General features: G+C 58.4%; 24 protein-coding genes, 1 pseudogene and 1 other annotated feature. Of the genes and pseudogenes, 13 read left to right on the top strand and 12 right to left on the bottom strand.

Annotation, left to right across the window (positions count from 1 at the left end):
* Window positions 1-295 precede the first annotated feature (295 nt).
* Complete coding sequence (locus BLR31_RS14050; protein ID WP_143009395.1) at window positions 296-1,384, top strand: hypothetical protein; 1,089 nt, start codon at window positions 296-298, stop codon at window positions 1,382-1,384.
* Between the two features lie 332 nt (window positions 1,385-1,716).
* On the opposite strand, the gene BLR31_RS14045 is transcribed toward BLR31_RS14050, so the two are convergent.
* On the bottom strand, window positions 1,717-2,469 hold the full coding sequence (locus BLR31_RS14045) for a hypothetical protein (RefSeq protein ID WP_143009394.1): 753 nt from the start codon (window positions 2,467-2,469) through the stop codon (window positions 1,717-1,719).
* Window positions 2,470-2,536: 67 nt separating this feature from the next.
* Here BLR31_RS14045 and BLR31_RS14040 point away from each other — a divergent pair.
* The 6 genes and pseudogenes from BLR31_RS14040 to BLR31_RS14015 form a co-directional block, all read left to right on the top strand.
* Window positions 2,537-2,911 (top strand): annotated as a pseudogene (locus tag BLR31_RS14040) (transposase); the annotation flags it as partial.
* Between the two features lie 115 nt (window positions 2,912-3,026).
* Window positions 3,027-3,569 carry a MarR family winged helix-turn-helix transcriptional regulator gene (locus BLR31_RS14035; RefSeq protein ID WP_244505072.1) on the top strand — a complete coding sequence of 181 codons (543 nt, stop codon included), beginning with the start codon at window positions 3,027-3,029 and terminating at the stop codon, window positions 3,567-3,569.
* On the top strand, window positions 3,566-4,099 hold the full coding sequence (locus tag BLR31_RS14030) for a flavin reductase family protein (protein WP_244505071.1): 534 nt from the start codon (window positions 3,566-3,568) through the stop codon (window positions 4,097-4,099). Before BLR31_RS14035 ends, BLR31_RS14030 begins: the two co-directional genes overlap by 4 nt.
* Window positions 4,100-4,119: 20 nt before the next feature.
* Complete coding sequence (locus tag BLR31_RS14025) at window positions 4,120-5,607, top strand: 4-hydroxyphenylacetate 3-hydroxylase family protein (RefSeq protein ID WP_090597327.1); 1,488 nt, start codon at window positions 4,120-4,122, stop codon at window positions 5,605-5,607.
* 9 nt (window positions 5,608-5,616) lie between these two features.
* Complete coding sequence (locus tag BLR31_RS14020) at window positions 5,617-6,000, top strand: cupin domain-containing protein (protein WP_090597326.1); 384 nt, start codon at window positions 5,617-5,619, stop codon at window positions 5,998-6,000.
* 5 nt (window positions 6,001-6,005) lie between these two features.
* Complete coding sequence (locus tag BLR31_RS14015) at window positions 6,006-7,346, top strand: amidase (protein WP_090597325.1); 1,341 nt, start codon at window positions 6,006-6,008, stop codon at window positions 7,344-7,346.
* Window positions 7,347-7,352: 6 nt separating this feature from the next.
* Here the strand turns inward: BLR31_RS14015 and BLR31_RS14010 are convergent, their stop codons facing one another.
* Window positions 7,353-8,009: a GntR family transcriptional regulator gene (locus tag BLR31_RS14010; protein ID WP_090597324.1), complete on the bottom strand. Its 657-nt coding sequence runs from the start codon at window positions 8,007-8,009 to the stop codon at window positions 7,353-7,355.
* 29 nt (window positions 8,010-8,038) lie between these two features.
* Window positions 8,039-8,725, bottom strand: a complete 687-nt coding sequence (locus BLR31_RS14005; RefSeq protein WP_176762672.1) for a DUF2848 domain-containing protein — start codon at window positions 8,723-8,725, stop codon at window positions 8,039-8,041.
* A gap of 144 nt (window positions 8,726-8,869) precedes the next feature.
* Here BLR31_RS14005 and BLR31_RS14000 point away from each other — a divergent pair, with 144 nt between their 5' ends.
* The 5 genes from BLR31_RS14000 (at window position 8,870) to BLR31_RS13980 (ending at window position 13,527) form a co-directional block, all read left to right on the top strand.
* The gene (locus BLR31_RS14000) at window positions 8,870-10,162 is read left to right on the top strand and encodes an ABC transporter substrate-binding protein (RefSeq protein WP_090597323.1); all 1,293 of its coding nucleotides are present in this window, start codon (window positions 8,870-8,872) and stop codon (window positions 10,160-10,162) included.
* 89 nt (window positions 10,163-10,251) lie between these two features.
* Window positions 10,252-11,151: a branched-chain amino acid ABC transporter permease gene (locus BLR31_RS13995; RefSeq protein WP_090597322.1), complete on the top strand. Its 900-nt coding sequence runs from the start codon at window positions 10,252-10,254 to the stop codon at window positions 11,149-11,151.
* Window positions 11,151-12,113, top strand: coding sequence for a branched-chain amino acid ABC transporter permease (locus BLR31_RS13990; RefSeq protein ID WP_090597321.1), 963 nt, complete (start codon window positions 11,151-11,153; stop codon window positions 12,111-12,113). The genes BLR31_RS13995 and BLR31_RS13990 overlap by 1 nt, the downstream gene beginning before the upstream one ends.
* Window positions 12,110-12,856: an ABC transporter ATP-binding protein gene (locus BLR31_RS13985; protein WP_090597320.1), complete on the top strand. Its 747-nt coding sequence runs from the start codon at window positions 12,110-12,112 to the stop codon at window positions 12,854-12,856. The genes BLR31_RS13990 and BLR31_RS13985 overlap by 4 nt, the downstream gene beginning before the upstream one ends.
* Window positions 12,856-13,527 carry an ABC transporter ATP-binding protein gene (locus tag BLR31_RS13980; RefSeq protein WP_090597428.1) on the top strand — a complete coding sequence of 224 codons (672 nt, stop codon included), beginning with the start codon at window positions 12,856-12,858 and terminating at the stop codon, window positions 13,525-13,527. The genes BLR31_RS13985 and BLR31_RS13980 overlap by 1 nt, the downstream gene beginning before the upstream one ends.
* Before the next feature lie 638 nt (window positions 13,528-14,165).
* Here BLR31_RS13980 and BLR31_RS22050 read toward each other — a convergent pair.
* From BLR31_RS22050 to BLR31_RS13955, 6 genes are all read right to left on the bottom strand, one after another.
* Window positions 14,166-14,477, bottom strand: coding sequence for a hypothetical protein (locus BLR31_RS22050; RefSeq protein ID WP_244505070.1), 312 nt, complete (start codon window positions 14,475-14,477; stop codon window positions 14,166-14,168).
* Window positions 14,435-15,118 (bottom strand): ABC transporter substrate-binding protein, encoded by a 684-nt coding sequence (locus BLR31_RS13975; protein WP_244505069.1) that lies wholly within the window; start codon window positions 15,116-15,118, stop codon window positions 14,435-14,437. Before BLR31_RS13975 ends, BLR31_RS22050 begins: the two co-directional genes overlap by 43 nt.
* Window positions 15,119-15,198: 80 nt before the next feature.
* Window positions 15,199-16,427, bottom strand: a protein-coding gene (locus BLR31_RS13970; RefSeq protein ID WP_090597319.1) for an IS3 family transposase whose coding sequence is annotated in 2 segments (ribosomal slippage) — window positions 15,199-16,136 and window positions 16,136-16,427 — 1,230 coding nt in all. Because the reading frame shifts where the segments join, the coding sequence is not laid out codon by codon here.
* Window positions 16,030-16,146 (bottom strand) — a sequence feature (AL1L pseudoknot). (Overlaps the previous gene by 117 nt.)
* A gap of 442 nt (window positions 16,428-16,869) precedes the next feature.
* A complete protein-coding gene (locus BLR31_RS13965) occupies window positions 16,870-18,024 on the bottom strand; it encodes an ABC transporter permease (RefSeq protein ID WP_090597318.1) in 1,155 nt (384 codons plus the stop codon).
* On the bottom strand, window positions 18,021-19,226 hold the full coding sequence (locus BLR31_RS13960) for an ABC transporter permease (RefSeq protein WP_084486783.1): 1,206 nt from the start codon (window positions 19,224-19,226) through the stop codon (window positions 18,021-18,023). The genes BLR31_RS13965 and BLR31_RS13960 overlap by 4 nt, the downstream gene beginning before the upstream one ends.
* Entirely contained in the window at window positions 19,213-20,202 is a 990-nt protein-coding gene (locus tag BLR31_RS13955) for an HlyD family secretion protein (RefSeq protein ID WP_024897181.1), read from the bottom strand. Before BLR31_RS13955 ends, BLR31_RS13960 begins: the two co-directional genes overlap by 14 nt.
* Window positions 20,203-20,301: 99 nt before the next feature.
* Here BLR31_RS13955 and BLR31_RS13950 point away from each other — a divergent pair, with 99 nt between their 5' ends.
* On the top strand, window positions 20,302-20,877 hold the full coding sequence (locus BLR31_RS13950) for a TetR/AcrR family transcriptional regulator (RefSeq protein WP_176762671.1): 576 nt from the start codon (window positions 20,302-20,304) through the stop codon (window positions 20,875-20,877).
* 265 nt (window positions 20,878-21,142) lie between these two features.
* Here the strand turns inward: BLR31_RS13950 and BLR31_RS13945 are convergent, their stop codons facing one another.
* The 3 genes from BLR31_RS13945 to BLR31_RS13935 form a co-directional block, all read right to left on the bottom strand.
* On the bottom strand, window positions 21,143-21,775 hold the full coding sequence (locus BLR31_RS13945) for a tyrosine-type recombinase/integrase (protein ID WP_090597316.1): 633 nt from the start codon (window positions 21,773-21,775) through the stop codon (window positions 21,143-21,145).
* 316 nt (window positions 21,776-22,091) lie between these two features.
* On the bottom strand, window positions 22,092-23,396 hold the full coding sequence (locus tag BLR31_RS13940) for a TRAP transporter large permease (protein ID WP_090597315.1): 1,305 nt from the start codon (window positions 23,394-23,396) through the stop codon (window positions 22,092-22,094).
* On the bottom strand, window positions 23,393-23,914 hold the full coding sequence (locus BLR31_RS13935) for a TRAP transporter small permease (RefSeq protein WP_176762670.1): 522 nt from the start codon (window positions 23,912-23,914) through the stop codon (window positions 23,393-23,395). The genes BLR31_RS13940 and BLR31_RS13935 overlap by 4 nt, the downstream gene beginning before the upstream one ends.
* Window positions 23,915-23,925 lie beyond the last annotated feature (11 nt).

Here is a 23,925-nt window from a genome sequence, read left to right as displayed (position 1 = left end):
GTGTCGCCGTGCGTGCCGCGAAACTGCACCGGCAGGAACCGACATTTCGGACTTGCCGGCGTCTCTGGCAGTTTCCCGAAAGTGGCCGTTCCCAGCGCGCCTGACCCTCGACGTAATAGGCCAATTCATCGTCTAACCTATTGTCCCCTTCTTCCTGGCAACATCAAATTCGACTCCGAACCGTTAGCAGAGGCTTGGGCCGCAGGTACAACTCCGAATTAGCTCAGATTGGTACGCACCATATGATCTTGCTGGCCTGAGTCAGTAACGCGTATGTTGATCCCCGGATGAAAAATTGGAGCGGTTCGTGCCATCCCTTTGTAGCTTCCTAGTATTTGAACCAACGCAAACAGTGTTGGTAGCATCCCTCTGCCAGCGCGCCGGTTGGAAAGTCAGCTTTATTTCTGATCCTTCCAAGCGCTTTAAGTTTTACAACAATGGGCATTCCGAAGTTTCGCAACCGGGCGCCTTGGCGGAATTTGGCGCTCTAGGGGAAGGCGAGAATCACGGGCAATTGTTGATGGTGGAGGCTGAGGAAACCGAAGCCAACAACATCATCCAACTCATTCGCGCTGCCGACCTTATCGTTGAAGGGTTCCCGGATCAGAAATATGGAAACCCTTCAGGTTTCGAAATACCAGATGATGAGTCTGAGCGGGCCAGCATCTTCGAAAATCTCTTCCGAACTACCGGATTCTTTGAGCTTTTCTCGTTCAAAATGGAGAGACCTGTGGGCGTTGCAGTGGCGGCGAATGCCTGGTCAGATATGCGGACTGTCTATGCGATCCACAAACTCGCAAGAAGCTACGAAACAGAAGCCATTACGCCTTGGTCAGCACATCCTCGCTATGGACAGATATTCGAGAAACATTCCGGCGAGTTCTCAGATCACGTGCGCAGCTCCATTGCTATCAACCTTGCCTTCTCCGCCATTGAGGAGTTGAACCTGCAAATCAATTCCAGCCGAGAAAAGCCCCGATGGTTGGACAAGGAATACACGTGGAATCCACCAGTCTTGACGGACATCACGTCACGGCTGGAAAAGGCCGGGATTGATCTGAATAGAACTGTTGATTGGATAGCGAGAGGAGATGAGACGGAACTTGCAATTCAGCCGGTACGCGATCGATTCTCGGCCTATGGTGACGGGCAGGTAGTCCGAGACATCGAACTCTCCATTCCCGACGCTATTCACGCCTGCAGCTACCTGCGGAATTTCGTAGCGGCACATGCTTTTGGAAAAGAAACGCCGCGCTTGGGGCCTTATGAGGTCTATAACGTCCAGCAGGTTGCGCGCTTTCTAGTCCTCTCGAAATGCGGCCTCTTTAACGTTTGGACTCATGATCTGTCAGAACGGATGGATTCTCAAGTTCGCCCTTCTTAGCGATGTCTGCCATCACGTGCCGCGAATACGCGCCTTTACCACCGCCTCGGGGCCGTGACGGTCGAAGGGCGGCGGCCACCTGTATGGCCGCTTTTCTAGCTCCGCCGCCCGGAAGGGGTCGGGCAGCAAACCACCCCTTCTTAGTCACCCACGCGGGGATCCCGTCATCGGCACAACGGCGACATAGGGGCCGATTCCAGACTGACTGGTTCTGAAGACCGATCATGGGATAGCTGCCGTCCCCTGGGGTCAGATTCCGCTGTCTCTTGGCCGATCCGGAGCTGCAGCACCGGACGTAAGCGTTAGCGAATGGAAGCAGGTATACGGCCGCGTCAGAATAGGTCCGTCTCGTCTTCCCACCGAACCAGCGCAAATTGCTCGATCTCAAATTCGCTGCGCAGATGATCGCCCCAGGAAAACCAACGCCCGATGGGATCTTCGCCGTCGGGACGGAACGTCGGCGTCGCGGCCTTCTGATCGCCATCGACGCCGGCTATCAGTTCATTCAGCATTTGGTCCGATTCATCGGGAGACAGTTTCTCTCCGCCATCGAGAAACCCGGCCGAGACTTTGTCGAGGAATGTTGCCAGGTCCATCGATCCATCAGGCAGCGCCTTCGGCGAGTGAAAGCAGAGGTCGGTCCCGCTGTCAGTAAAGCTGTATTTATGCGACGCGGTGGTGACCACAGCGTGCGGTGGCACAGAGATGTGCTCAGCAAAGATCGGCATTCGGTCGAACCGAATCCGATGCCCGCCGTCCGCGAGCATCACCTCCTCGATCTCCCAGGGATAGTGGCGCCATAAGCCCCCCCACCGCGCGAGACCGGACCAATGCATGTTGAGCCGGTACGCAGAGCGATCCAGAAACAGCGGGCAAACATAAGCCGCGTCGCCCAGCCCGCGCTTGAGCAATCGTTCGCGCAAGCGGAACAGGACATTGTGCTGAAAGTCGCGATGCGTCTCCCGCTTCTGGCGCAGCGGGAAGTAGAGAGCACGCGGCATCGTGCTCAGCCCCGCCTTGCGGCGGTCGGTAACAATCTTCGAGGTGCTGAAATCCGGATAGGCCGCCGGCCGCTTGAACTGCATATAGAAGGGCCGAAATCCGCGGATCCTGCCGTGGAGCCGTGCATCCGCGCCGAGCCAGCCCTCCTTGACGCTCCCAGCCGAGATCGCCGCCGTCGCCTTCACCAACAAGGCGCTGATCTACGACTTACTGTTCCGGACTGCGTCAGAGACAATGATGACCATCGCCGCCGACCCCAAACATCTCGGTGCGCGCATTGGCATTACTGCCGTGCTCCACATCTGGGGCTCGGCCATGACCCACCACCCCCACGTCCACATGATCGTGCCGGGCGGCGGCATCGCAACCGACGGGAGCCGGTGGATATCGTCCCGACCGGCTTTCCTGCTTCCTGTGCGGGTGCTCGGGGTACTTTTCAGGCGCCTGTTCCTGACCCGGCTGATCGCTCTGCATGCCGCGGGAAAGCTCGCCTTCTTCGGCAAATTGGAGGAGCTTGCCGATCCACGCAGGCGGCCATCGAGCCGCCCATTTCGTCTTTGTGCGTGAAATTTCACACGCATTCTTGACAAAATACTTAACTAACTTAATTATGTTCACACACTATCCATGGGAGGCGAAGGTGGAACAGGACATTCAATTCGAACCCACGGTGGGACGGGAGGACCTTTTGATTGCTGGCAAGGATGATGCGTTCCGCGAGATGGTGCACAACTTGCTGGCCTTTTCGGCCCGGCTCGAGCAAATCCGCTCCCGATTTGGAGCGTTTGTCGGCCTTTCGGGGGTCCAGTACACTCTGCTTATCAGCATCAGGCAGCTACAGTCGGAACGCGGAGTTGGCGTGCGAGCTCTCGCCGATCACCTCGCGTTTTCCCCGCCATTTGTAACCAGCGAAACGACAAAGCTCGTAAAATTGGGACTTGTGACCAAGACTCCCAATCCCGACGACCAGCGCCGTGTTCATCTGCGTGTCTCGGACAAAGGCACTGCTCTTCTGTCTCAGCTGGCGCCCATACAGCAGGAAGTCAACGACCTGCTGTTTGAACCGGTGTTTGCCGCCAACTACGCCCTCGTGCGGCAACTGGCAGCCTCTCTGCGGGCGAGCGCGGAAAAGGCAGTCCTGCTCTCGGACTACCTTGTGGGCACGGAAAGGAGCGATCAATGAGCGCTTCGGCATCCACAAGCATTGATCCCCGCGAAATGCGTCAGGCGCTGGGCCAATTCCCAACGGGCGTCTGCATCGTAACTTGCCGCGGTGACGGCGAAGATTGTGGGATGACGATGAGTTCGTTCAATTCCCTCTCGCTCGCCCCCCCGCTTGTCTTGTTCAGCGTGGATAAACGCGCCTTAAGCCTCCCCCATTGGGAGCAGGCCAAGGGATTTGCGATCAACATCCTTTCCGACAACCAACAGGCAATTTCCAACCGATTTGCCCGTGCCGGCTCTAACAAATGGGAGGGCACCCATTTTCACAGAGGGTTTGCCGAGGCCCCCGTTCTGGCCGGCGTCGCCGCCGTCTTTGAGTGTCGTCCGTGGGCAACCCATGATGGCGGGGATCACATCCTCTTCATCGTGGAAGTGATTGAGATGCGCTCAACCCCCGACCGCCGCCCCCTGGTTTTCTCCAAGGGACGCTACGCAAAGCTAGAACAAACACAAGACGTGGCCCCTTGGCCGCTCGCAATTCACTACTGACCCCAAAGGAGGACGTCGCCATGGTTAAGACCGGCGCTCAACACATTGCATCACTTAATGACGGTCGTTCCGTCTATATCAACGGCGAACATGCGGGCGATGTTAGCGTCCATCCCGCCTTTCGCAGAACCGTCCAGTCGACGGGCAAGCTTTATGATTTCCAGTCGCGCCCCGAAAATTTGGACTTGATGACCTATCAGGTCGGTGAAAACAGTGACTTGAGAGCCAACCGGATTTGGCAGCTGCCCAGGTCATACGGGGAGCTGGTCGAGCGCCGGAAAGCGCTGGTGGCATGGACCGAAATTCATGGTGGCTTTCTGGGGCGAGCCCCGGACCACGTCGCATCGTGTATCTCGGGCATGTATATGGGAATCGACGTCTTCGAGTCCTACGACAGCAACCGCGCCAAGGCCTTGGCCGAATATTATCGCTATGCGCGGGACAATGAGCTCTACCTCACCTACGTGATTATTAATCCCCAGGCTGATCGTTCCAAGGCCGCCAATGAGCAGCAGGATCCGTTCCTTACTGCCGGGGTGGTTGATCAGGATGCCGAAGGTTTGACCATTCGTGGGGCAAAGATGCTCGCGACGGGCGGAATCATGGCCAATGAGGTCTTTGTGACCTGCATTCAGCCCTTGCGTGAGGGCGAAGAGCCGTACGCCGTTTCCTTTGCTATTCCCATGAATGCAAAGGGTCTAAAGATCCTTTCGCGCCGCTCGTACGAACAAGCTGCAACCAGCGTCTATGACTACCCGCTCGCCAGTCGGTTCGACGAAAATGACGCTGTTCTATATTTTGATGACGTCAAGGTTCCCTGGGACCGGGTCTTTGTAAACCAGGACACGGCGATGTGCATGAAACAATTCATGGCCACCCCGGCTCACGTCTACCAAAACTACCAGGCCCAGATCCGCCTCATGGTCAAAATGCGGTTCTTGGTCGGTATCGCCCGCAAAATAGCCGATACCAACGGCATCATCAATTTTCCTCCAGTCAAGGAGACGCTGGGAAAGCTGGCCGCCCAGAACAATCTCGTGGATTCTCTCGTTCATGCAATGGAGATCAAGGGACAATCGCGGAACGGCTATTTCATCCCCGACACGCACACGCTCTATTCAGCTCAGGTTCTCACCCAAGAGCTCTACGGGCAGGTCATCACGACTCTGCGCGAACTGGCGGGCGGTGGTCTGATCATGTTGCCCTCATCCGTCGAGGATTTTGCCGATCCAGAATTGCGCGAGCTCATTGGCAAAACCCAGCAATCGCCGACGTCATCGTCCGAAGGCCGCGTGAAATTCTTCAAGCTTGCATGGGACGCCGTGGGCTCGGAGTTTGCTTCCCGTCATAGCCAGTACGAAATGTTTTATGCGGGCGCCAATTTTGTCACCAAGGGGCATAGCTTCCGCTCGTTTGACTGGGACAGCTGCACCCAGTTGGTCGATCGCATGCTCGACAGCTATTCGCTCGAGGACGAGCTCAACACAACCAAATCATCAGCGGCGTAAGGAACCAAAATGGCTATCAACAAGCAGCATCTTGAATTTTTCCCCGTCGACATGGGCACAGAAGGTTGGCACGTCCCGGCCGGCTATCCTGAGGGAATCGAACAGAAAATTCTCGCAGGCGCTCTCGATGAAGACGCAAAGTCTGGCAACCGCACGCGCCTCTTGCGGTTTGCACCAGGCGTGTTCACCACCAAACCATTCGTCCACGACTACTGGGAGGAAGTCTATTTGGTTTCAGGTGATCTCACGGTGGGGAACGACGAGAACGGGAAAGGTGGTGAAAGCTTCTCACCCAACACCTATGCGTGTCGCCCCCCGGGGGCCTATCACGGTCCCTTCAAGTCGGAGCAAGGGTGTGTCCTGCTCGAAATCCATTACTACGACGAAGGCTAACCAAAATGGTGACGCTCTCGGAACTCGCGCGCAAACTCGAAAAGGGAGAGGCAACGAGCCTCTCCTTGGTCACGCAGTATCTGGAAACCATCGAGAACTCCGACGACCCTAATGCGCCAGTATTTCTCGCTCTCGACCGAGACCGCGCACTGGCCGATGCCCAGCGCGTCGATGATCTTCGCGCCGAAGGGAAGTCCCCTTCACCTCTCGCCGGCATCCCAATTTCAATAAAGGCATTGTTTGACGTCGAAGGATTGGTGACGACGGCCGGTTCGACCATTCTAAAAAGTGCCGCACCGGCCCGACAAGACGCAGAAATCGTCAAGCGGCTGCGGGCGGCCGGGCTGATCATCCTCGGGCACACCAACATGACCGAGTTCGCCTATTCCGGTCTTGGCATCAATCCCCATTATGGAACGCCCGCCAACCCGGCCGATCCCACGACACAAAGCATCCCCGGCGGCTCGTCATCGGGCGCAGCCGTCTCGGTCGCCCGAAATATGGCTGCCGCCGCCATCGGCACCGACACGGGCGGCTCTTGTCGCATACCCGCCGCCTTGTGTGGCCTGACTGGTTTTAAACCGACGGCGTCGCGCGTCCCCCTGAATGGGGCCTATCCCCTGTCGAAATCCCTCGACAGCATTGGTCCGATTGGTGCCAGCGTGGAATGCTGCGCGCTGCTTGACGCGATCATGGCCGGCGATCAACCAGCTGCCCCCGATCAGGTCAAGCCGTCAAAGCTGAAATTGGCAGTTCTGGTCAATTACGTAACCGATGACGTTGAAGCGGAAGTGTCTCACGCATTCTCGGTAGCAATAGACCGCTTGGCAGACGCCGGTGTGACGATTGAAGAAATCAGGCTCGAGGACCTTGACCGACTGCCCGAACTCAACGCGCGCGGCGGTATCGTTGCTCACGAGGCTCTGATCGTCCACCAGGAGCTGCTCGCCTCGTCGGCCGAGCTATACGACCCGCGGGTCAGTGTGCGTATCGAGAAAGCCTTGCAACAGGAACCGGGCGAATATGAGCGCCTTTTGAACATTCGCCAAGAGATGATCAAAGCGGCAAACAGTGCGACCGCGCCCTATGACGCCGTAATATTCCCCACGACGCCTTTCGTCGCTCCGACGCTTACAGAACTGGAGGATGAACAAGCCTATGGACGCGCGAACCTCTTGGCTCTTCGCAATCCGACAGTGGCCAATTTTCTCGACCGCTGCGCTATCTCGATCCCTATTCCGGTCGGTGGCGGCATGCCGGTTGGCATGAATCTAATGGGGTCCCACGGCGGCGACAGATCGTTGCTGGGTATTGCGCACTCTGCCGAAGCGATATTGAGGGGCTAAACTCGATCAGGCACGCATGATCTGGCTCGTTGCGTTCATCTGGAAAGAAGCGATGTGTTCGCGCATCGCTTTTTCCGCAACGTCGAGATTGCCCGACTTTATGCCTTCAATGACTGCCGCATGTTGCTCGCAAACCCGAATATTGTGATCGGGTGCCTTGAGCGAGATGAACCAGAACCGCAACGCCTTGTCATGGAGACTGGAGAGCACATCTCCTAGGATACGGTTGCTGGCCGATTGCGTGATCAAGCGATGGAAATCGCGGTCGAGCGAAATGAACTCGTCAATATTGCGGTCCTTGGCCGCCTGCCAGATGCCTGCAAGATTGGCCTCCATCATGGCAATCTCGGCGCGACTTGCCCTTTCGGCCGCCCAACGGACGGCGGCCGTCTCATTGACCATACGCATCTCGATAACCTCCATGAAATCATCGAGACTGACGGGACTGACCACGATCCCCTTGCGGGGCATAACGTCGACGAGTCCATCGACAGCCAACCGGTCGATCGCCTGAATCACCGGCGTTCTCCCAATGTTGAGAGCCTCAGCCAGGTCCGTGACCGTCAAAGGCTGCCCGGGGCGGAGTTCACACGTCACTATGAGCTTGCGTATCTCATCATAAGCGGTGTCGCGGAGCGAAACCCTTTTGCCAACGGTTTTCATCGAATGTCCTCCGCGCCCATCTATTCGGCCTACCCTACATCTTCGAGGATCGCGATATCGTAGCGGAACGAGATCGTCCGGCTCAGTTTCGGATCCTCGACCTCAGCCTCAAAGGTTGTAAAGCTCCTTACGCCTCCAATTGCCGGCAGCGTGCCGCAAAACATTGCTGTGCCATCAGCGAGCGTGTCAGTGCCTGTATATCGTTTGATCAGATCGCGCGGATCAAGAAGCCCGTCCACACTCCCCTCCTGATAGAGCACGCGTTCGCCATCCTCAATTACATAGCTGCGCAATATCAATGAGTCCCAGTGGTCAGCGACTTCGCTAAACGGCCATACACGGTCCGCCACTGGCTTGTCGCACATCTGTTTCGAGACCGTCACTCCATAGGCTTCGACTTTGCGATCGGTATGATCGGAACCCAGAGCGACGAAAAGGTCTCCATCAGCAGCAATCAAAACCAGCTCGGCCTCGCCGCTCGAATTCTCACCGGTCGCCTGGACGACAGGATCACTGTTCAACCGGGAGGGCGAAACCCTGTAGAACGTTGGTGTTGCTTTGGGCCGCGCGATGCCGAGCGCCTCCAGCTCGGCAATATGGTGTTCCATTGCCTCGCGATTGCGACCGGCCCAGCCAGCTATGACAAGAGCGTCGATATTAAACCGTACTGCGCGCTCGCCCGTTTGGCTGTCCACAGTCATATTGAGTGCCACCATTTCGGCTCCTCCTTGGGTTGTAGCGAATGGTCTGCATCACCAAAGATGCTTGACAGCAATGCATGGTAATGATCTTGTGATATTTCACAAGCGTTTTATTTGGCCGTAGGGAAAGGTCGACCGCTTGCAAAGGAAGGACAGGGAATGAAACATATCGTACGCACTGCTGGGACGCTGATGGCGTCTCTGGTCCTCGCAACCCAGGCCATGGCTCAGGACAAACCCGAGCAGATCGACGTGGGGGTCTTTACGTTCACTTCTGGTGCTCCAGCAGCCTATGGCCAGCCCGGCGCCCAAGGAGCCGAGCTGATGGTCGACCTGATCAACGCCGCCGGCGGCATTGATGGAGTGCCTCTCAGAGCGACGATCGTTGACGAAGCCCAAGGGGCCGAAGGGGTCATTGCCGAATATCGCCGTCTTGCTGGTGAAACCAGTTATCAGGTGATGATCGCAGCACTTTCTTCGAGCAACTGTCTTGCATTGGCGCCCGTTGCCGAGCAAATGCAAATGCCAACGATCGGCTGGAACTGCGATACGCACCAGCTCTTTTTGGACCAACAGCTCGACTACACGTTCCGGCCCAATGGGAACACCATTCCCGAATTTGTGGCCTATGTCGCTTACCTGCTTCAGGTCAATCCCGACATCGAACGAGTCGCAATCATCAATCCTGACTATGCATTTGGCCATGACGCCGCCGAGATCGTTAAGGCGGCCTTCCGCGCCTTTAAGCCCGATGTCGAAATTGTCGCTGAGCTCTTCCCGAGCCTTGGCGCTTCGAGCTACCAGACCGAAGTATCTCGCCTATCGGCCGCTCGCCCGGACGCCATCTTTTCCAACCTCTGGGGTGCAGATCTCGAAAACTTCGTCCGTCAGGCCCAGCCGCGCGGCCTTCTCACGCAAAGCCAGACTGTCCTGGCGCTCGGCGAGACCATCCTCCAGCGTATCGATCTGCCAGACGGTGTGATCGTCGGCATGCTCGGTGACGGATATTGGCTCACACCCCACGCCCAGGCCAACGAGGATACCGTGGCCTTCGCTGAGGAATATTCGAACCGCTTTGGCGAGTATCCGGTGTTTCCCACCATGAAAATGGCCAATAGCTTCATGGTTATGAAAGCGGCCTATGAAGCCGCGATCGAGGCCAATGATGGCGAATGGCCTTCACGCGATGAGATCGCCGCAGCCCTCGAGGGCCTCGAAACTGCTACGTTTACAGGCACTGCGCGTCTGCGCGAGGACAACGACGGATACGTTGATCAGGTGATTGGCGTCACTGGACCTTCGGAAACCTACGACTTCTCAGTCATCACCAATATGGTGCGGTACGACGGCGAAGCCCTGATGGCACCTTTGGGAGAAGATCCGATTGCGTGGATCGAGACCCTCACACCAGAGTTCCTCGAGACGCTTCCCGAGCCTGGCTCCTATAACTAACGGCGTGCGCACGGAGCCTTGTCCTTTTGAGGGGACAGGCTCCGCGCCACCGGCACCCAAGCGGTGCAGACCTCACGGATGGACAAGATATGCTTGATATGGCCTTGCCGCTGATCATGGACGCACTTGCCAACGCCGCGCTTATATTTTTCGTGGCCGTCGGCCTGACTCTGGTCTTCAGCGTTCAGCGCATCCTCAATGTTGCCCATGGCAGCTTCTACTCAATTGGAGCCTATATTGCCGCCAGTATGGGCCTTTGGCTCATCAGCGCAGGCCTAAACCCTTGGCTTTCTTTCCCTGCGCTGCTTCTGAGCGCGGCGCTCGTTGCCATGGTCCTCGGTCCGCTTGTCGAACGCACGCTGATACGTTGGACATATGGCAGGCATGAAGCGATTCAGATCCTGGTGACGTTCGGTCTATTCCTGATCCTGGAAGACCTGCAGCGCCTCGTTTTTGGTGTGCGCTCGATCTATCAGGACACTCCCATGGCGCTTCTGGGGGTAACTGAGATTGGCGGAATCTTCTATCTCAATTATCAGCTGCTCCTCATCGTGCTCGCGCTGGCTGTTCTGTTCGGCATGCGGTTTCTCATCAAGCACACCCGCCTGGGCCGTTTGCTTGTCGCCGTTGTCGCCGACCGTGAAGTCTCCCTCGCTATGGGTATCAACACCGACCGCGCCTTCGTGCTTGCCTTTACGCTTGGGGTGTTTCTTGCAGCGCTCGGTGGTGCCCTTGCCACGCCAACGACTGGCGTTGCCCCCGGCCTTGGTGCCGAAACCATGGTGCTGGCATTTGCAGTCGCCGCCATCGGCGGATTGGGACAAATCGAAGGGGCTGCAGTGGCGTCGATCATTGTGGCTGGCGCGAAAGTCCTCGCGGTTTATTACGCCCCCGCATTCGACACCGTTGCCCCCTTCCTGGTGATGCTCGCCGTATTGCTGGTTCGCCCTAACGGGCTATTTGGCACCGCCACGACGAGGAAGATCTGATGAAAATCATCTATGCACTTTTCGCGGCTGCTTTTGCCGCCCTGGCCATCGTCCCCTTCGCTGCCCCCTGGCTTCAATTCGTGCTCACCATCGCCATTGCAAAGGGATTTGCGGCAGTCGGCGTGGCCCTGCTTCTGCGTGCCGGTCTGATCTCGATTGGACACGCCATGTTTTATGCGGCCGGTGCGTACACCGCCGCCTTTATCGTCCTGTGGTCTGGAATATCGGACCTGTTCGTGCTCCTTATCGCATCCACCTTGGTCACGGCCGCTATCGGCGCCCTTGTCGGGGCCTATTTGGTTCGCTATCGCGCGATCTTTTTCGCGATGCTCAATCTTGCTGTCTCGATGGTGTTCTTCGCCCTGCTCTCCAAACTCTATGGCATAACGGGCGGCACCGATGGCTTGCGCGTGCCCGTCCCAACGGTGTTGGGCACGACCCTTACCAAGGCCGGCTTCGATATCGTTTTGTTCTACGTCGCGCTGGCGCTCATGGCCATCATCGCTGGCCTAGGCGTTCAGTTCCTGAAAAGCCCTCTCGGACACGCAGTCGGCGCTATTCATACCAACGAAGTGCGTCTCGAATATCTGGGTGTGTCGGCTTGGTCTGTACTCTTGATCGCCTACACGATTTCAGCAGCGCTGGCCGGCCTTGGTGGCGCCATTGCCGCGGTCTCGATCGGCCATGTCCTACCGGAATACGCCTATTGGACCGAATCTGGCCACTTGGTCTTGACCGCTGTTCTGGGCGGGATCGGCGGCGTTGCTGGACCGTTCATCGGGTCGATCTTTCTCGAGATCGTCCACACCGTCGCAGTTGGCGTTGCCCATAACGCCTGGAACCTAATCATGGGCGCAACGCTGCTGCTGGTCATTTTCTTCCTGCCACAGGGCCTATACGGCCTGGTCACCAAGTCGGCGGATAAAACGTCTAGCGCCAAGCTCGGGGAGAACAAGTCATGAGCCAGCCCCTCCTGAAGGCAGAAAGCTTGACCATTGCATTCGCTGGCATCAAAGCGGCGGACAATGTCAGCCTGGAAATCGAAAAAGGCGAGTTTCTTGCCATCATCGGACCCAATGGTTCGGGGAAAACAACTTTCCTCAATCTGTGCACCGGCTACATTCGCCCCGTCTCGGGCGAGGTGTACCTTGAAGGTGAGCCGATCACCGGCTGGGCGCCCCGCAGGATCGCGCGGCAGGGTATTGCACGCGCGTTTCAGATTCCCCAGCTTTTCACAGACCAGACAGTACGGAGCAACCTGCTGCTGGGCATCGCCTCTCGCCAAGGTGTTTGGGATGGCCTAAAGCCATTGGCACGTCGCAGGTATCAAGAAGAGGCCGATGAGCTGCTCGAACTGCTGGGACTATCGGCTCATGCCGATGCGATCGCCGGCACCCTGCCTGAGGGGCTGAGAAAGCTAGCCGACATCACTTTGGCGCTCGCACTCAAGCCACGCCTGTTGCTTCTCGACGAGCCGACAAGCGGTGTGAGCGCGTTGGAGCGGTTCTCCATCATGGAAACGCTCATGAACGCTATGCGCACCAAGGGCTTGACCGCGCTCTTTGTCGAACACGACATGGAAATCGTTGAGCGCTACGCCGACCGAGTGTTGGTGTGGAACAGCGGGTCCATTCTTGCGCAAGGCAAGCCGGCGGAGGTTCTTCAGGATCCCCGCGTCGTGGAAACTGTTGTGGGGGTTGCATGATGCTCAAGGTTGATAATCTCGAAGTCGAAATCGAAGGCGTGCAGGTACTGCGCGGCATCAGCTTCACCCTCGAATCTGGCAAGACAACGGTCCTGATCGGCAGAAATGGGGCCGGCAAAACAACCACCCTTCGCGCCATTATGGGCCTTCTACCTGTCGTTTCGGGCACTGTGTCGCTGGCGGGCGATGCTCTGCTGGACAAACCGGCTTTCGCTAGAGCTCCTCTGGGAATTGGCTATGCTCCCGAAGATCGGCGCTTGATCGCAGAGTTTTCCGTGCGTGAAAACATTCTCCTTCCTGCACTGGCGCTCAATATGGCACCCGCGGAACGCAAACGTCGTCTCGATGAGACCTACGCGCTCATACCCCAGCTAGAAACGCTCGACGCTCGGCCGGGGGGCAGCGTCTCAGGAGGTCAGGGCAAGATGGTCGCTCTTGGACGGGCTCTCATGGTCGCTGATCGCGTGCTGTTGCTCGACGAGCCGTTTCAGGGACTCGCTCCAGCGCTGGCGCTTGACTATGCAAGGGCGCTCAAGCGGCTCAAGGCAGAAAAACGCGACATTGCCTATATGATCACCGAATCCAGTCCCGATCTGTTGTCATCAGTCGCCGATGAAACACTTACCATAGAGCGGGGCATGGTATCAGGCGGAACTGTGGAAGCCATTTAGCATAGCGTTACAGAGCGACCATGCAAAGGTGAATGAAGGTTCGATGCGAGCCGGGGTGCGGCTGGTCGCTACGCGACAAATTCTGTGAATCGCCCAAGGGATCAACTGTCGTTATTGCCCCTTGCGGTCTGCATCCTTGTTGGGGGCGGGACCGCGACGGCGATATAGGTCCAAAGTCATCGAAACATCACCTATGTGCACGATGGCGGTCCAGGCAGATGGTATGGACGCGCGGGGCTCGCCGCCATTTCGCTACCGTGGTCGAAGCGAACCGGCAGCCTTCAGCAAAGCGTCATGGCGGCCCAAATCTTGGAAGTGAGGGCGCGCTGCCAACTGGCGAAAACGGGACCGACAGTGGACTGGCCGGTTCTGGCGTGGATGCGGACAAAGCCGATGTTTGGAACCCGTCCGAGAAGTTGAGTCAGTCGCCATCTTAGCAAGGTCTGATGACGACGCGGCCCGGAGTTTGACATGCCCCTGCTAACCTATTCTCCGAAATGACGAGCACTGCGCTATGAAAGATTCCCATCAAGTGCACGCTGCCCTGAAGGCCACATTCGATTCGAGCGTCAATCATCAAGTTCAGGACATAATAAGGACAAGGGGGCGAACTCTCGCGCCTGCCCCCTTGAATTTACTCAGCGAGATTTGACGATCCAGAAATCCTGCCACTCTTGCAGGCGAGCGAAGTCGCTTTCAGTTGTGGCGGAATCAGTTACATGCAACTGATCCACGACGTCGAACACGCCTGAAGGCTCACCTTCTGGCATGCGCGCTTCCGTGTTCGTCGAGAGCTTCCCATCTCCCAGCTGCGGTGCCATGCCTTCTTCAGTCATGATGTAGTGTACGAATAGCTTTGCGGCGTTTGGATGCTGCGTGCCGGCAGCAATAACGGCAACGCGTGGCGTCAGCTGTCCGACGAAAGGCTCCATGCCTTCGCAGATACCCATGCCATAGCCATCTTCGACAGCATCCCCAAAAATCGCGGCGCTGACAAAGCCCATAAACGGACTTTCCTGACCTGGGCCCCAACAATCGGCCCAACGTCTGAATCCGACCGTGTTACCGTGGGCTGGTTGGCAGCGAACCTTCTAACCCATTCTGCAGTCGCGCTGGCTTCATCTGTTTCCAATGGCTCGCCAAAAAACGCCTCATAAGCCTGTGCCATCGCACCATCGGCATTGGTCTCCAGCTGATTGAACCAGAACATGGTTTCGGCACGCAGCTGGGGATCCGGGATCGCCACGCGGCCCTGCCATTCAGGCTCGGTGAGCGCCCACATGTTGTCCACGGGGCACCCTTCAGTGTGCACGTCGGTATTATAGGACCAGACCCAGGGATTCAAACTAGTTATCGCCGGGTTCTGGTAGTTGTCTGGGATGACGTCGGCCAGGTCGGGCGGGAACCAGCTTATGCCGATGCCCTGAGGCAAGATTTGTGAAGTGACTGAGGGAAGATTGCTCATGTTGAAGACGTCGGTCTGAACGTTTCCGGCAGCAGCCTCACGCAAAAGGACCTGCTCTTGCTCTTGTGCTGACATTTTGACGCCAATGGCCTCGATGCCATACTTTTCCGAAAAATTCTCAGCCATGGTAACAATCTTGCCCGTGGCATCGATGGCCGTAATCGGACTGAACCGCCCCGGGTCTGTCGGAGGCCTTTCGGTTTAAGTTATGCGGCCATGGCCGATTGTTCCAGTGCCGCGTAGAAGTTTGCCTCGGCCTCGGCTGGCGGGATGTTGCCGATGGGCTCGAGGAGTCGGCGGTGATTGAACCAGTCCACCCATTCGAGGGTGGCGAACTCCACTGCTTCAATGGTCCGCCATGGCGCCCTTGGATGGATCACCTCTGCCTTGTAGAGACCATTGATAGTCTCGGCCAAAGCGTTGTCGTAACTGTCTCCAACGCTGCCGACTGACGGTTCGATGCCGGCCTCAGCCAAGCGCTCGGTATAGCGAATGCTGACATATTGCGATCCGCGATCCGAATGATGAACCAGACCCCCGCGATGGATGGGGCGGCGGTCGTGGATGGCTTGCTCGAGGGCGTCCAGAACGAAGCTGGCATGGGCGGTGCGGCTGACCCGCCACCCCACGATATAGCGGGCGTAGACGTCGATCACAAAGGCCACATAGGCAAACCCAGTCCAAGTCGCTACATAGGTAAAATCGGAGACCCAGAGCCTGTTGGGCGCCGGAGCGTGGAACTGGCGATTGACGTGATCGAGGGGGCACGGCGCTGCCTTGTCGCTGATCGTTGTGCGCACCGGTTTGCCCCGGATTACACCTTGCAAGCCCAGATCGCGCATCAACCGTGCAACGCTACATCGGGCGATATCAAAGCCTTCCCGCTTCATCTGCCGCCAGACCTTGCGTACGCCGTAAACCCCGAAGTTCTCGTCAAAGACCCGCTTAACCTCTGGCTTGAGGGCTTCATCGCGCTGGGCACGAGCCGACAGTCGCGAGGCATCTCGGCGTTGAGCAATCCGTTCGTGGTAGCTTGATGGGGCGATCGGCAGAACCCTGCAGATCGGCTCGACCCCATAAGCATCCCGGTGCTCATCAATGAAGGCGATCATCGCTTGAACGGGCGGTCGAGCTCCGCCTGGGCGAAATATGCGGAGGCTTTGCGCAGGATCTCGTTAGCTTGCCGCAGCTCCCGGTTCTCCCGCTCGAGAGCCTTCATCTTCTCGGCCACATCGCTAGGCAGGCCCGCCCTCTTGCCAGTGTCGACCTCGGTCTTCTTGACCCAGTCGTACAACGTAGCTGGTGAGCATCCGATCTTGGCAGCGATGGAGGAAACTGCAGCCCACCGGGACCGATATTCCCCCTGGTGGTCCAGAACCATACGAATGGCTCGCTCGCGCACTTCAGGCGCAAATTTGTTCGTTGTCTTGCTCATGTCGGCTCCACTTTCTCAGAAGTTGGAGCCTCCGGCAAACCCGGGGCGGTTCAATGGCACGAGTTGGTCGCCCGTTGTGACGAATCTCATAGCGAGATGAGGGGCGGCTTTCGAATATTCTCGGCTGAAGCCCATCGGTCTGCTGCCCACCCCATACCGGATCACCGCGATCAAATTTCCTTGCTATTTTGGCCAAGCAAAAGCACGCGTTTCTTTATCAGCAAAGGGGCCGTTTGCAGTCGGTCCGGTTCTGTCGAGGAATTGAGGAAAGCCGACATTCGGCACCCGACGCCATCTCGGCCATAGCGAGTACGTCCGCCTCTCCGCAAAAGCAGACATCGTTCGATTAATCCTGATCGCCGCTACATCAACGGCATGGCTACGGGCGACAGGCTGCGCGCGAGCAAGGGTTGGGCAGCCGTGTAGGCTGACCTGCCGCCCTTCAACTGTCGAGCACGGCTTGACCCGGCAGTCCGTGTCTGCCGCGCAACAAGCGCAGTCCGGCGAGGACGACCGCGGCATATGCGGCAGTCAGAATCCAGAGCGTCGCCACCTGAGGGGTGAGGTCCTGCCATGAGGCGCCCATCTGATTGATGCGCACCATGCCAGGAATGGCCGAGGTGCTAGGGGCCACGAGCGCAACCTGTTGCATCCATTGCGGCAGCATCTCGATCGGCCATGCCACGCCCGACAGGAAGAATAGCGGGATGCCCATGGCCATCATGGCCAGGATCGCCCATTCACGCACTGGCAGGACCATGGACAAGACAAGCCCAAGAAAAATGGTCGCGAGAATGAAGGGGACGCCGAGAATGAAAAGATCGAGCAGGCCGCCGATGCGCGGCATGCCCAGAATGACCGGCAGCAACACCAGATAGGCCAGCATCCATATGCCATAAAGCAGGCTGTAGGCCGCGACCCGCGCGGTGAGGACGGCAAACGGCCGGACGCTGTGGCGGGCGTTTGCCGCACCGGCGTTCAGAAGCGCGACCCCAATCAAAAGGGTCTGTTGCAGGATGAGGACCACCGAGGCGGGAACGACATAGCTGGCGTAGCCCCCCTGGGGATTGAACAGCGGCACCGCCGTCACGGTCATGGGCTGGATGCTGGCAGCCGCCCGAGCACCCTTGCCTTGCTGCACCATGCGTCTGGCGGCGATTTCTGCTCCCGTTTCGCGGGCGGCGGAGGTGATGGCCGTCATGGTGGTGTTGTAGAGCAGGAAATAGCTGGCATCGCCATAAGCGGCGACCGGCGCGCTACGCCCGGCCAGAAGGTCGCGCTCGAAGAATTCGGGAATGACGAGGATGGCGAAGGCTTGCCTGGCCTGAAGCGCCCTGCGCGCGGCCACCATGTCGGGAACCGAGCCGGCGATCTGCACAGTGTCATAGGCGCCGATACGGCGCAGCAACTCCCGGGACGTGACGGAATTGTCCTGATCGACCACAACGATGGGCGCCTCGCGCACCACCTCGCCCAGATAGGGCTGAGGATAAAGCAGGCCATAGACGATGATCGCCAGAACCATGATCGAGAAGGCGGCCCGGTCCTTGAATATCGCCGAAAAGGCATCCTGGAATTCTTCGAACCACGCTTTCATACCGAGGCCTCCTTCATCTCTCTGGAGGCGTCGCGGGGCCGCCGGATGACCAGCAGCAGCGCCGCGAGGACCGCATAGGCCAGAGCCGACCACCCCAGAGCCCCGAGGGAAGCGAGCGAGATATCCACCGGCACGCCGCGCAGCATCTGGTCCACGCGGAGATCCATATACCAGGTGAGTGGCATGAGGACGCTCCAGAACGTCGCGAAACCGTGCATGGCGAGACGGGGAAAGCTGACCCCGATGAACCCGAAGGCCGGCGCGGTGAAGATGCCGGCTGCGCCGAGCGCAAGCGAAATCGACGAGGCGGCCAGACCGAAAACCACCCCGATCATCTGATAGGCGATGATGAACAGGAGGCTGCCGGTCAGATAGACCGGCATGCTGCCATTGAACGGCATGTCATAGACAAAGAGCAGCAAAGCGTCGCCAAGGGCGAGGACGGTCGCGAAAATGACGGTGTAGGGCAAAAGTTTGCCGAGCATCGCAGGCATCAACCCGCCGCCGAGCCGCGTCATGGCTCTCAACCTGCCCGGCCTCAACTGCTCGAGCGCGACGGTATAGGCGGTCGCGGCGCAAATGAAGATTTGCAGCGCGGCGGGCATCAGGGCGGCCAGCAGGAAGTGGACATAGTCCAGTGTGGGATTGAAGAGCGGGCTTTGCTGCACGGGGATGGGATTGACCGCCTGTATCGCCTGATGGTCGGGTTCGCCTTGCGCGACGCGCATGGAAACCGCGATCCCGGCGTTCACATTGGCGAGCGCGGTCTGCATGCTTCGCGCCACGGCGCTGCCGGGAGTCATGAACTGGTTATTGTAGAACAGCACCACCTCCGGGCGACGGCCGGCGCGCACGTCGCGCTCCAGTTCGGCCGGCAACAGCACCACGCCATAGGCCTGCCCGCTCAGAACCAGGTGCCGCGCCTCGGAAAGATCGAGCGGGCGATGAGCGACCGCGACTTCGGGCATCGCGTCCACCGCCTGCACGATCTGGCGGGAAAGAGCGCTACGATCGAGGTCGAGCACTGCCACCGGCAGGCCGGCAGGCACGCCGGCCCGGAAGATCGAGGCGAGCATGAGAAAGACCAGAAGCGGTAAGGCCAGAACGAAAAAGGACAGCGCGGGACGGCGGGCGATGCGGCACAACTCGCGCTGGGCCACCCGCATAACCCCCGGCCGCACCGCTTTTTCAGCGGCCAGCATGACCGGCCTGCCAGTCGATGATGGCGCTCATGCCGGGGCGCAGGCCTTCGATGGGTTCAACCGGGCGGGCGCGGATCTGGAAGGTGCGCAGATCGAAATCCCCCGTCGCCCGCGTCGCCCGCCAGTTGGCGTATGCGCCCAGTGCGCTGATCGAGGTGACGCTTACCTGTACGCCATCCCGGCCGACGGCGGGAACGCCGGCCAATAGCACATCTCCGACTTGCAAACCGTCCAGAAAATCCTCGCGCAGATTGAACGTGAACCAGACATCGTCCAGATCGACGATGGACAGAAGCGGAGCGCCCGAGGCAGCGAGCGCTCCGACCTCGGCGACCCGGCTGACCACTTCGCCCGAGATCGGCGCGAAGACGGACAACTCCCCGACATCGGTGCGGATCTGGTTGAGGGCGGCTTCGGCCTGCTGCAACTGCGCGTCGGCGACCGCGCGCTCCTCGGGGCTGGCGCCGTTGACTGCAAGGGTCAGGTTGGCTTGAGCCGCCGTGACTCCGGCGCGAGCGGCGGAGAGCGAATTTCCGGCGTTGTCGAGCTGCTGCTGGGAAGCGACCGAACGTTCGGTCAGCGCTACGAGGCGATCATAGGTCTGCTGGGCGAGTTCGAGATCGGCCTGAGCCTTCGCGAGTTCGGCCTCACGGGCTTCGATGACCTCGGGACGGGTGCTGTTGATGCGCTCGCGGTCGGCTTGCGCGACCCGCGCCGCAGCTTCAGCCGAGGCCAGACCTGCCATGAGTTGGGGACTGTCGAGTTCGACCAGTAGCGTGCCAGCTTCGACGCGTTCGCCTTCATTGACATGCACCGCGGCCACTTGGCCCGACGCCCGGGGCGCGATATCCACACGCGTAGCCTCCACCTCGCCCTGAACAAGAACGGTGGCAGGCGCCAGGGAAGCCCATATGGACAGGGCCGCAACGCCTGCGAGCACGACGATGGCAATAATGAAGGCGATTCTCGATTTCATGACAATGGCATCCTTGATCCGATGCATACGTACATATCAGTTGATATTTACATGTCAAGTGATATGTAAATATGGAAAGCATCGATCAGGAAGAGTATGATGAGACACGCCGACAGAAAGCAGATGACGCGCGAAGCGCTAATCGCTTCCGCGAACGCCGAGATTTTCGAGAACGGAATTTCCGGCGCCTCCGTGCGCCGCATCGCGGAGCGTGCCGGCTACACGCAGGGCGCCTTTTACTCCAATTTTGCAACGCGCAACGCTCTTCTCGAGGCAGTATTGGAAAAACACATGCAGGTCCGGCTGGACAGGATGGAGGCCATTCTGCTCGGGGAAGGGCCGCTCGAAGTGATCATGGAGCGACTGGGCGCTTGGCTCAAATCCATGCAGGACGACAGAGCCGGAACACTGGTGATGCTCGAATTCCAGGTTCACGCGCTAAGAGATCATGAGTTTGCGGCGACTTACAACCGATTGCGTGCCGTTCAGCATGCCTCCATCGCGCACGCTATCGAAGCAATCCGAAAGCAATATGGCGTGGAGACGAAACTGCCGCCGAGGTTGATGTCGCTCGGATTTTCCGCCCTCTGGTCCGGTTTCGCGCTACAGGGGCGGATCCCCGATGACGTCGAGGCCGACGATCTGATCGGAGCGTTCATACGCGCGTTGATCTGAATGAATACCGATTGGATATGGGATGAAGTAGCAAGGTCGATTGTGCCGCCATGCCAGAAGCCAGGGCAACGCAGAAGGACGGCCTCGGCATGGCGGCAGCGTCATCCCCGCCCCATGGAAAGGCACGTCGGCTTAGCCATGTCCGCTTTCCCCACATGAAACCCCATAAGCGGATTGACAGCAGTCCACCCCGTTGGGGATGTGGTGGACACAGCGCCAGTTGCACGAAGCGGTCATCCATTGTGATTGAATGACCGCTCCAAGTTCAGATTTCGGTTCGTTCGGCAAGAAGCAGAGCATCCTCGATATCCACGCCGAGATACCGCACGGTGTTCTCGATCTTGGTGTGTCCGAGCAGGATCTGGATGGCGCGCAGATTGCCGGTTGCCTTGTAGATCATGGCCGCTTTCGTTCTTCGCAACGAATGTGTGCCGTAGTCAGATGAGCGGAGTCCGATCGCAGTCACCCATTCATCGACCAGACGCGCATACTGTCGCGTGCTCATGTGATGTGCGTGGTCGACTCGGCTTGGGAAAGCATGATCATCGACACTGCCCCCACGCCGTTCGAGCCACGCCAATAGACTGGCACGCACATCGCTGGTCAATTCGAATTGGACAGGACGTCCGGTCTTTTGTTGGACGACCATTGCCCGTGTTCGAATTTCCGGCCCTGTGACCAAGTCGCCAGTCTTGATCTTGACCAGATCGCATCCGCGAAGCTTGCTGTCGATGGCGAGGTCGAACAGGGCACGATCTCGAACCCGACCTTCTCGATCCAAGAAGAAACGGATCGCCCAGATCTGCTTCTGTGTCAGAGGGCGTTTGGTCCCGACCGTCTTTCCAGCATTCCATGCAGCCCGTCCTCGGGCTGCAGCATCATATCGTGAGTATCCCATTTGAGTTCTCCTTTGGCCGTGATTGGCCAAAGGAGAAACGCTGAGACCGGCAGCCGCGGGGCCGACATCGGACCGGCCGGTTCTGGCCAACCAAATGGGGTAAGCTGACGTCCGTCGGCCCTACGATATATAAGACAGCGATGCCGGTTGCAGCGAAGGCTGCGAAACAATCGAATACTGCGGCCTCTAGCCCAACAATCTGGACGAGAGATTAACTTACGGTATCCAGACCGTGGGATGACATCTGGACCCGATCTTATGGCGCTTTACACGACAGAGGCAGCCCTCAGAAATTGGTTACTGTGTGGTACATCGGTCAACGAAACATCGTACTCGGCAAGAAGAGTGCGATTTGTGGAAAGAGCAAGAGCAAGCCCATGCCAATCAGCATCGCGACCACGAACGGCAGGATACCGAGAAATATTCGCGTGGAAGCCACGTGTGGAACGAGTGCCTTGACGACGAACACGTTGATACCGACCGGCGGCGTGATCAGTCCAATCTCAAGGGCGATGACGACCAAGACGCCAAAAAAGATCGGGTCCACGCCCAATGCCATGATGACCGGGAAAAAGATCGGCACCAAGAGCACCAGCATCGCGAAACCTTCCATGAACGTGCCAAGCAGCACGAAGACCAGAAGGATGAGCAGAAGCGTCGCGGTCGCGCCCATCGGCAGGCTCAGGACGGTCTCGGAAACCCAGGATGTCAGGCCCGACCGGGCAAGAAACGGGTTGAGAACGTTGGCCCCGATGATGATCGTGTAGCACATCACTGTCGTCGAGACAGTCTGGCGAACGATGCGTGAAAAATTGGACGGCGTGAGCGACCGTCTCCACAAGGCGATCGCCAGGGTCGCGACAACACCGATGGCTGCCGACTCCATGGGCGTAAAAATGCCCGCATAGATGCCGCCCACCGTTCCGACCACGACCAGCAGGAACGGCAAAGCCTTCAACGTTGCCGAACGCCGCTCCTGCGAGGTCAACCGCTCACCCGATGGCGCCACCGATGGCCGCAGCGAGGCGACAATTGCGATGGTTACGAGAAACAGGCCCATCAGCAAGATGCCGGGCAGAATGCCGGCCACGAAAAGCTGGCCGATCGACTGCTCGGTCAGGAGCGCATAGAGAACGAAACCTGTCGAGGGCGGAATGAGAATGCCGAGCGTTCCCCCCGCGGCGACCGAGGCTGCGGAAAAACCTTCGTCATATTTGTAGCGCCGCATTTCGGGCAAGGCGACCTGACCCATCGTGACTGCAGAAGCAACGGACGAGCCGCTCAACGCGGAAAATCCGGTGCAGCCCAAAATGGTGGCCGAGGCCAGCCCGCCGCGGCGGTGGCCAATCCAGGCATAGGCAGCGTCATAGAGATTGCGGCTCAGGCCGCTCACGCCAGCTAGATTGCCCATCAGAACGAAAAACGGGATGATTATGAGATCGAGCTTGAGCGCCAGCTCAAATGTTTCCGTCGAAAAGGTCGCAAGAGCGGCTCTCTCGTTCTGCAAAATCGTGATACCTGCCAATCCAACGGCGGCCATCGCGAAACCGACAGGCGTACGGAGTGCAAGCAACGCGAAAAGAACAGCGATCCCAATCAGACCAATGGTGAACGCGCTCATTGAACGATCTCTTCTTCGCTAGTGCCTGGCACGAGGTGCAAATTGTTGGTCGCGTTGAGCAGCAGCCGACCCGCGCACGACACTGCGCCCAAGGCTGCGCCAAAGGCGATAAAGCCCCAGAGAGGGGCAAAGGGAATGCCGAGTAAGGATGATCGCTCGCCATAATTGAACGCAGACACCATCGCGGTGGCTGAGCGATAGGCCAAGAGTCCAAGGACCGTCCCGGAGATCAGATCAGACATGGCCAGAACGCAGCGTTGGACGATCTTCGAGAACAAATTGTAGGCAATATCAACAGCCACGTGTCCATCGCGCCAGGTGCAATACGGCATCGCCAAAAAAATGACAGTGGCGACGCCCGCCTGCAGCAGATCGAATGCCCCAAACACCGCCGAACTGAAAAAGTACCGAAGAATGACATTGACGGCTGTCAATCCGACGAGCGAAACGAGCAAAAAGCCCGCCAGCAGAGCGAGCGCGGCATTGAGCGCCGATAGGACGGATGCAAAGCGAACCAACGTAACCTCCC

Source organism: Pelagibacterium luteolum (genome assembly GCF_900100665.1).
GTDB lineage: Bacteria > Pseudomonadota > Alphaproteobacteria > Rhizobiales > Devosiaceae > Pelagibacterium > Pelagibacterium luteolum.
The sequence above is the reverse complement of the archived record's forward strand: the minus strand, read 5'-3'. Positions and strand labels throughout refer to the sequence as shown.

Coding starts and splice junctions, on each gene's coding strand:
- BLR31_RS14045 (WP_143009394.1), bottom strand. CDS start 2,469: ATGCAGTTCAAGCGGCCGGCGGCCTATCCGGATTTCAGCACCTCGAAG.
- BLR31_RS14030 (WP_244505071.1), top strand. CDS start 3,566: ATGAGCGCTTCGGCATCCACAAGCATTGATCCCCGCGAAATGCGTCAG.
- BLR31_RS14025 (WP_090597327.1), top strand. CDS start 4,120: ATGGTTAAGACCGGCGCTCAACACATTGCATCACTTAATGACGGTCGT.
- BLR31_RS14020 (WP_090597326.1), top strand. CDS start 5,617: ATGGCTATCAACAAGCAGCATCTTGAATTTTTCCCCGTCGACATGGGC.
- BLR31_RS14015 (WP_090597325.1), top strand. CDS start 6,006: ATGGTGACGCTCTCGGAACTCGCGCGCAAACTCGAAAAGGGAGAGGCA.
- BLR31_RS14010 (WP_090597324.1), bottom strand. CDS start 8,009: ATGAAAACCGTTGGCAAAAGGGTTTCGCTCCGCGACACCGCTTATGAT.
- BLR31_RS14005 (WP_176762672.1), bottom strand. CDS start 8,725: ATGGTGGCACTCAATATGACTGTGGACAGCCAAACGGGCGAGCGCGCA.
- BLR31_RS14000 (WP_090597323.1), top strand. CDS start 8,870: ATGAAACATATCGTACGCACTGCTGGGACGCTGATGGCGTCTCTGGTC.
- BLR31_RS13995 (WP_090597322.1), top strand. CDS start 10,252: ATGCTTGATATGGCCTTGCCGCTGATCATGGACGCACTTGCCAACGCC.
- BLR31_RS13990 (WP_090597321.1), top strand. CDS start 11,151: ATGAAAATCATCTATGCACTTTTCGCGGCTGCTTTTGCCGCCCTGGCC.
- BLR31_RS13985 (WP_090597320.1), top strand. CDS start 12,110: ATGAGCCAGCCCCTCCTGAAGGCAGAAAGCTTGACCATTGCATTCGCT.
- BLR31_RS13980 (WP_090597428.1), top strand. CDS start 12,856: ATGCTCAAGGTTGATAATCTCGAAGTCGAAATCGAAGGCGTGCAGGTA.
- BLR31_RS22050 (WP_244505070.1), bottom strand. CDS start 14,477: ATGGGTATCTGCGAAGGCATGGAGCCTTTCGTCGGACAGCTGACGCCA.
- BLR31_RS13975 (WP_244505069.1), bottom strand. CDS start 15,118: ATGGCTGAGAATTTTTCGGAAAAGTATGGCATCGAGGCCATTGGCGTC.
- BLR31_RS13965 (WP_090597318.1), bottom strand. CDS start 18,024: ATGAAAGCGTGGTTCGAAGAATTCCAGGATGCCTTTTCGGCGATATTC.
- BLR31_RS13960 (WP_084486783.1), bottom strand. CDS start 19,226: ATGCTGGCCGCTGAAAAAGCGGTGCGGCCGGGGGTTATGCGGGTGGCC.
- BLR31_RS13955 (WP_024897181.1), bottom strand. CDS start 20,202: ATGAAATCGAGAATCGCCTTCATTATTGCCATCGTCGTGCTCGCAGGC.
- BLR31_RS13950 (WP_176762671.1), top strand. CDS start 20,302: ATGAGACACGCCGACAGAAAGCAGATGACGCGCGAAGCGCTAATCGCT.
- BLR31_RS13945 (WP_090597316.1), bottom strand. CDS start 21,775: ATGGGATACTCACGATATGATGCTGCAGCCCGAGGACGGGCTGCATGG.
- BLR31_RS13940 (WP_090597315.1), bottom strand. CDS start 23,396: ATGAGCGCGTTCACCATTGGTCTGATTGGGATCGCTGTTCTTTTCGCG.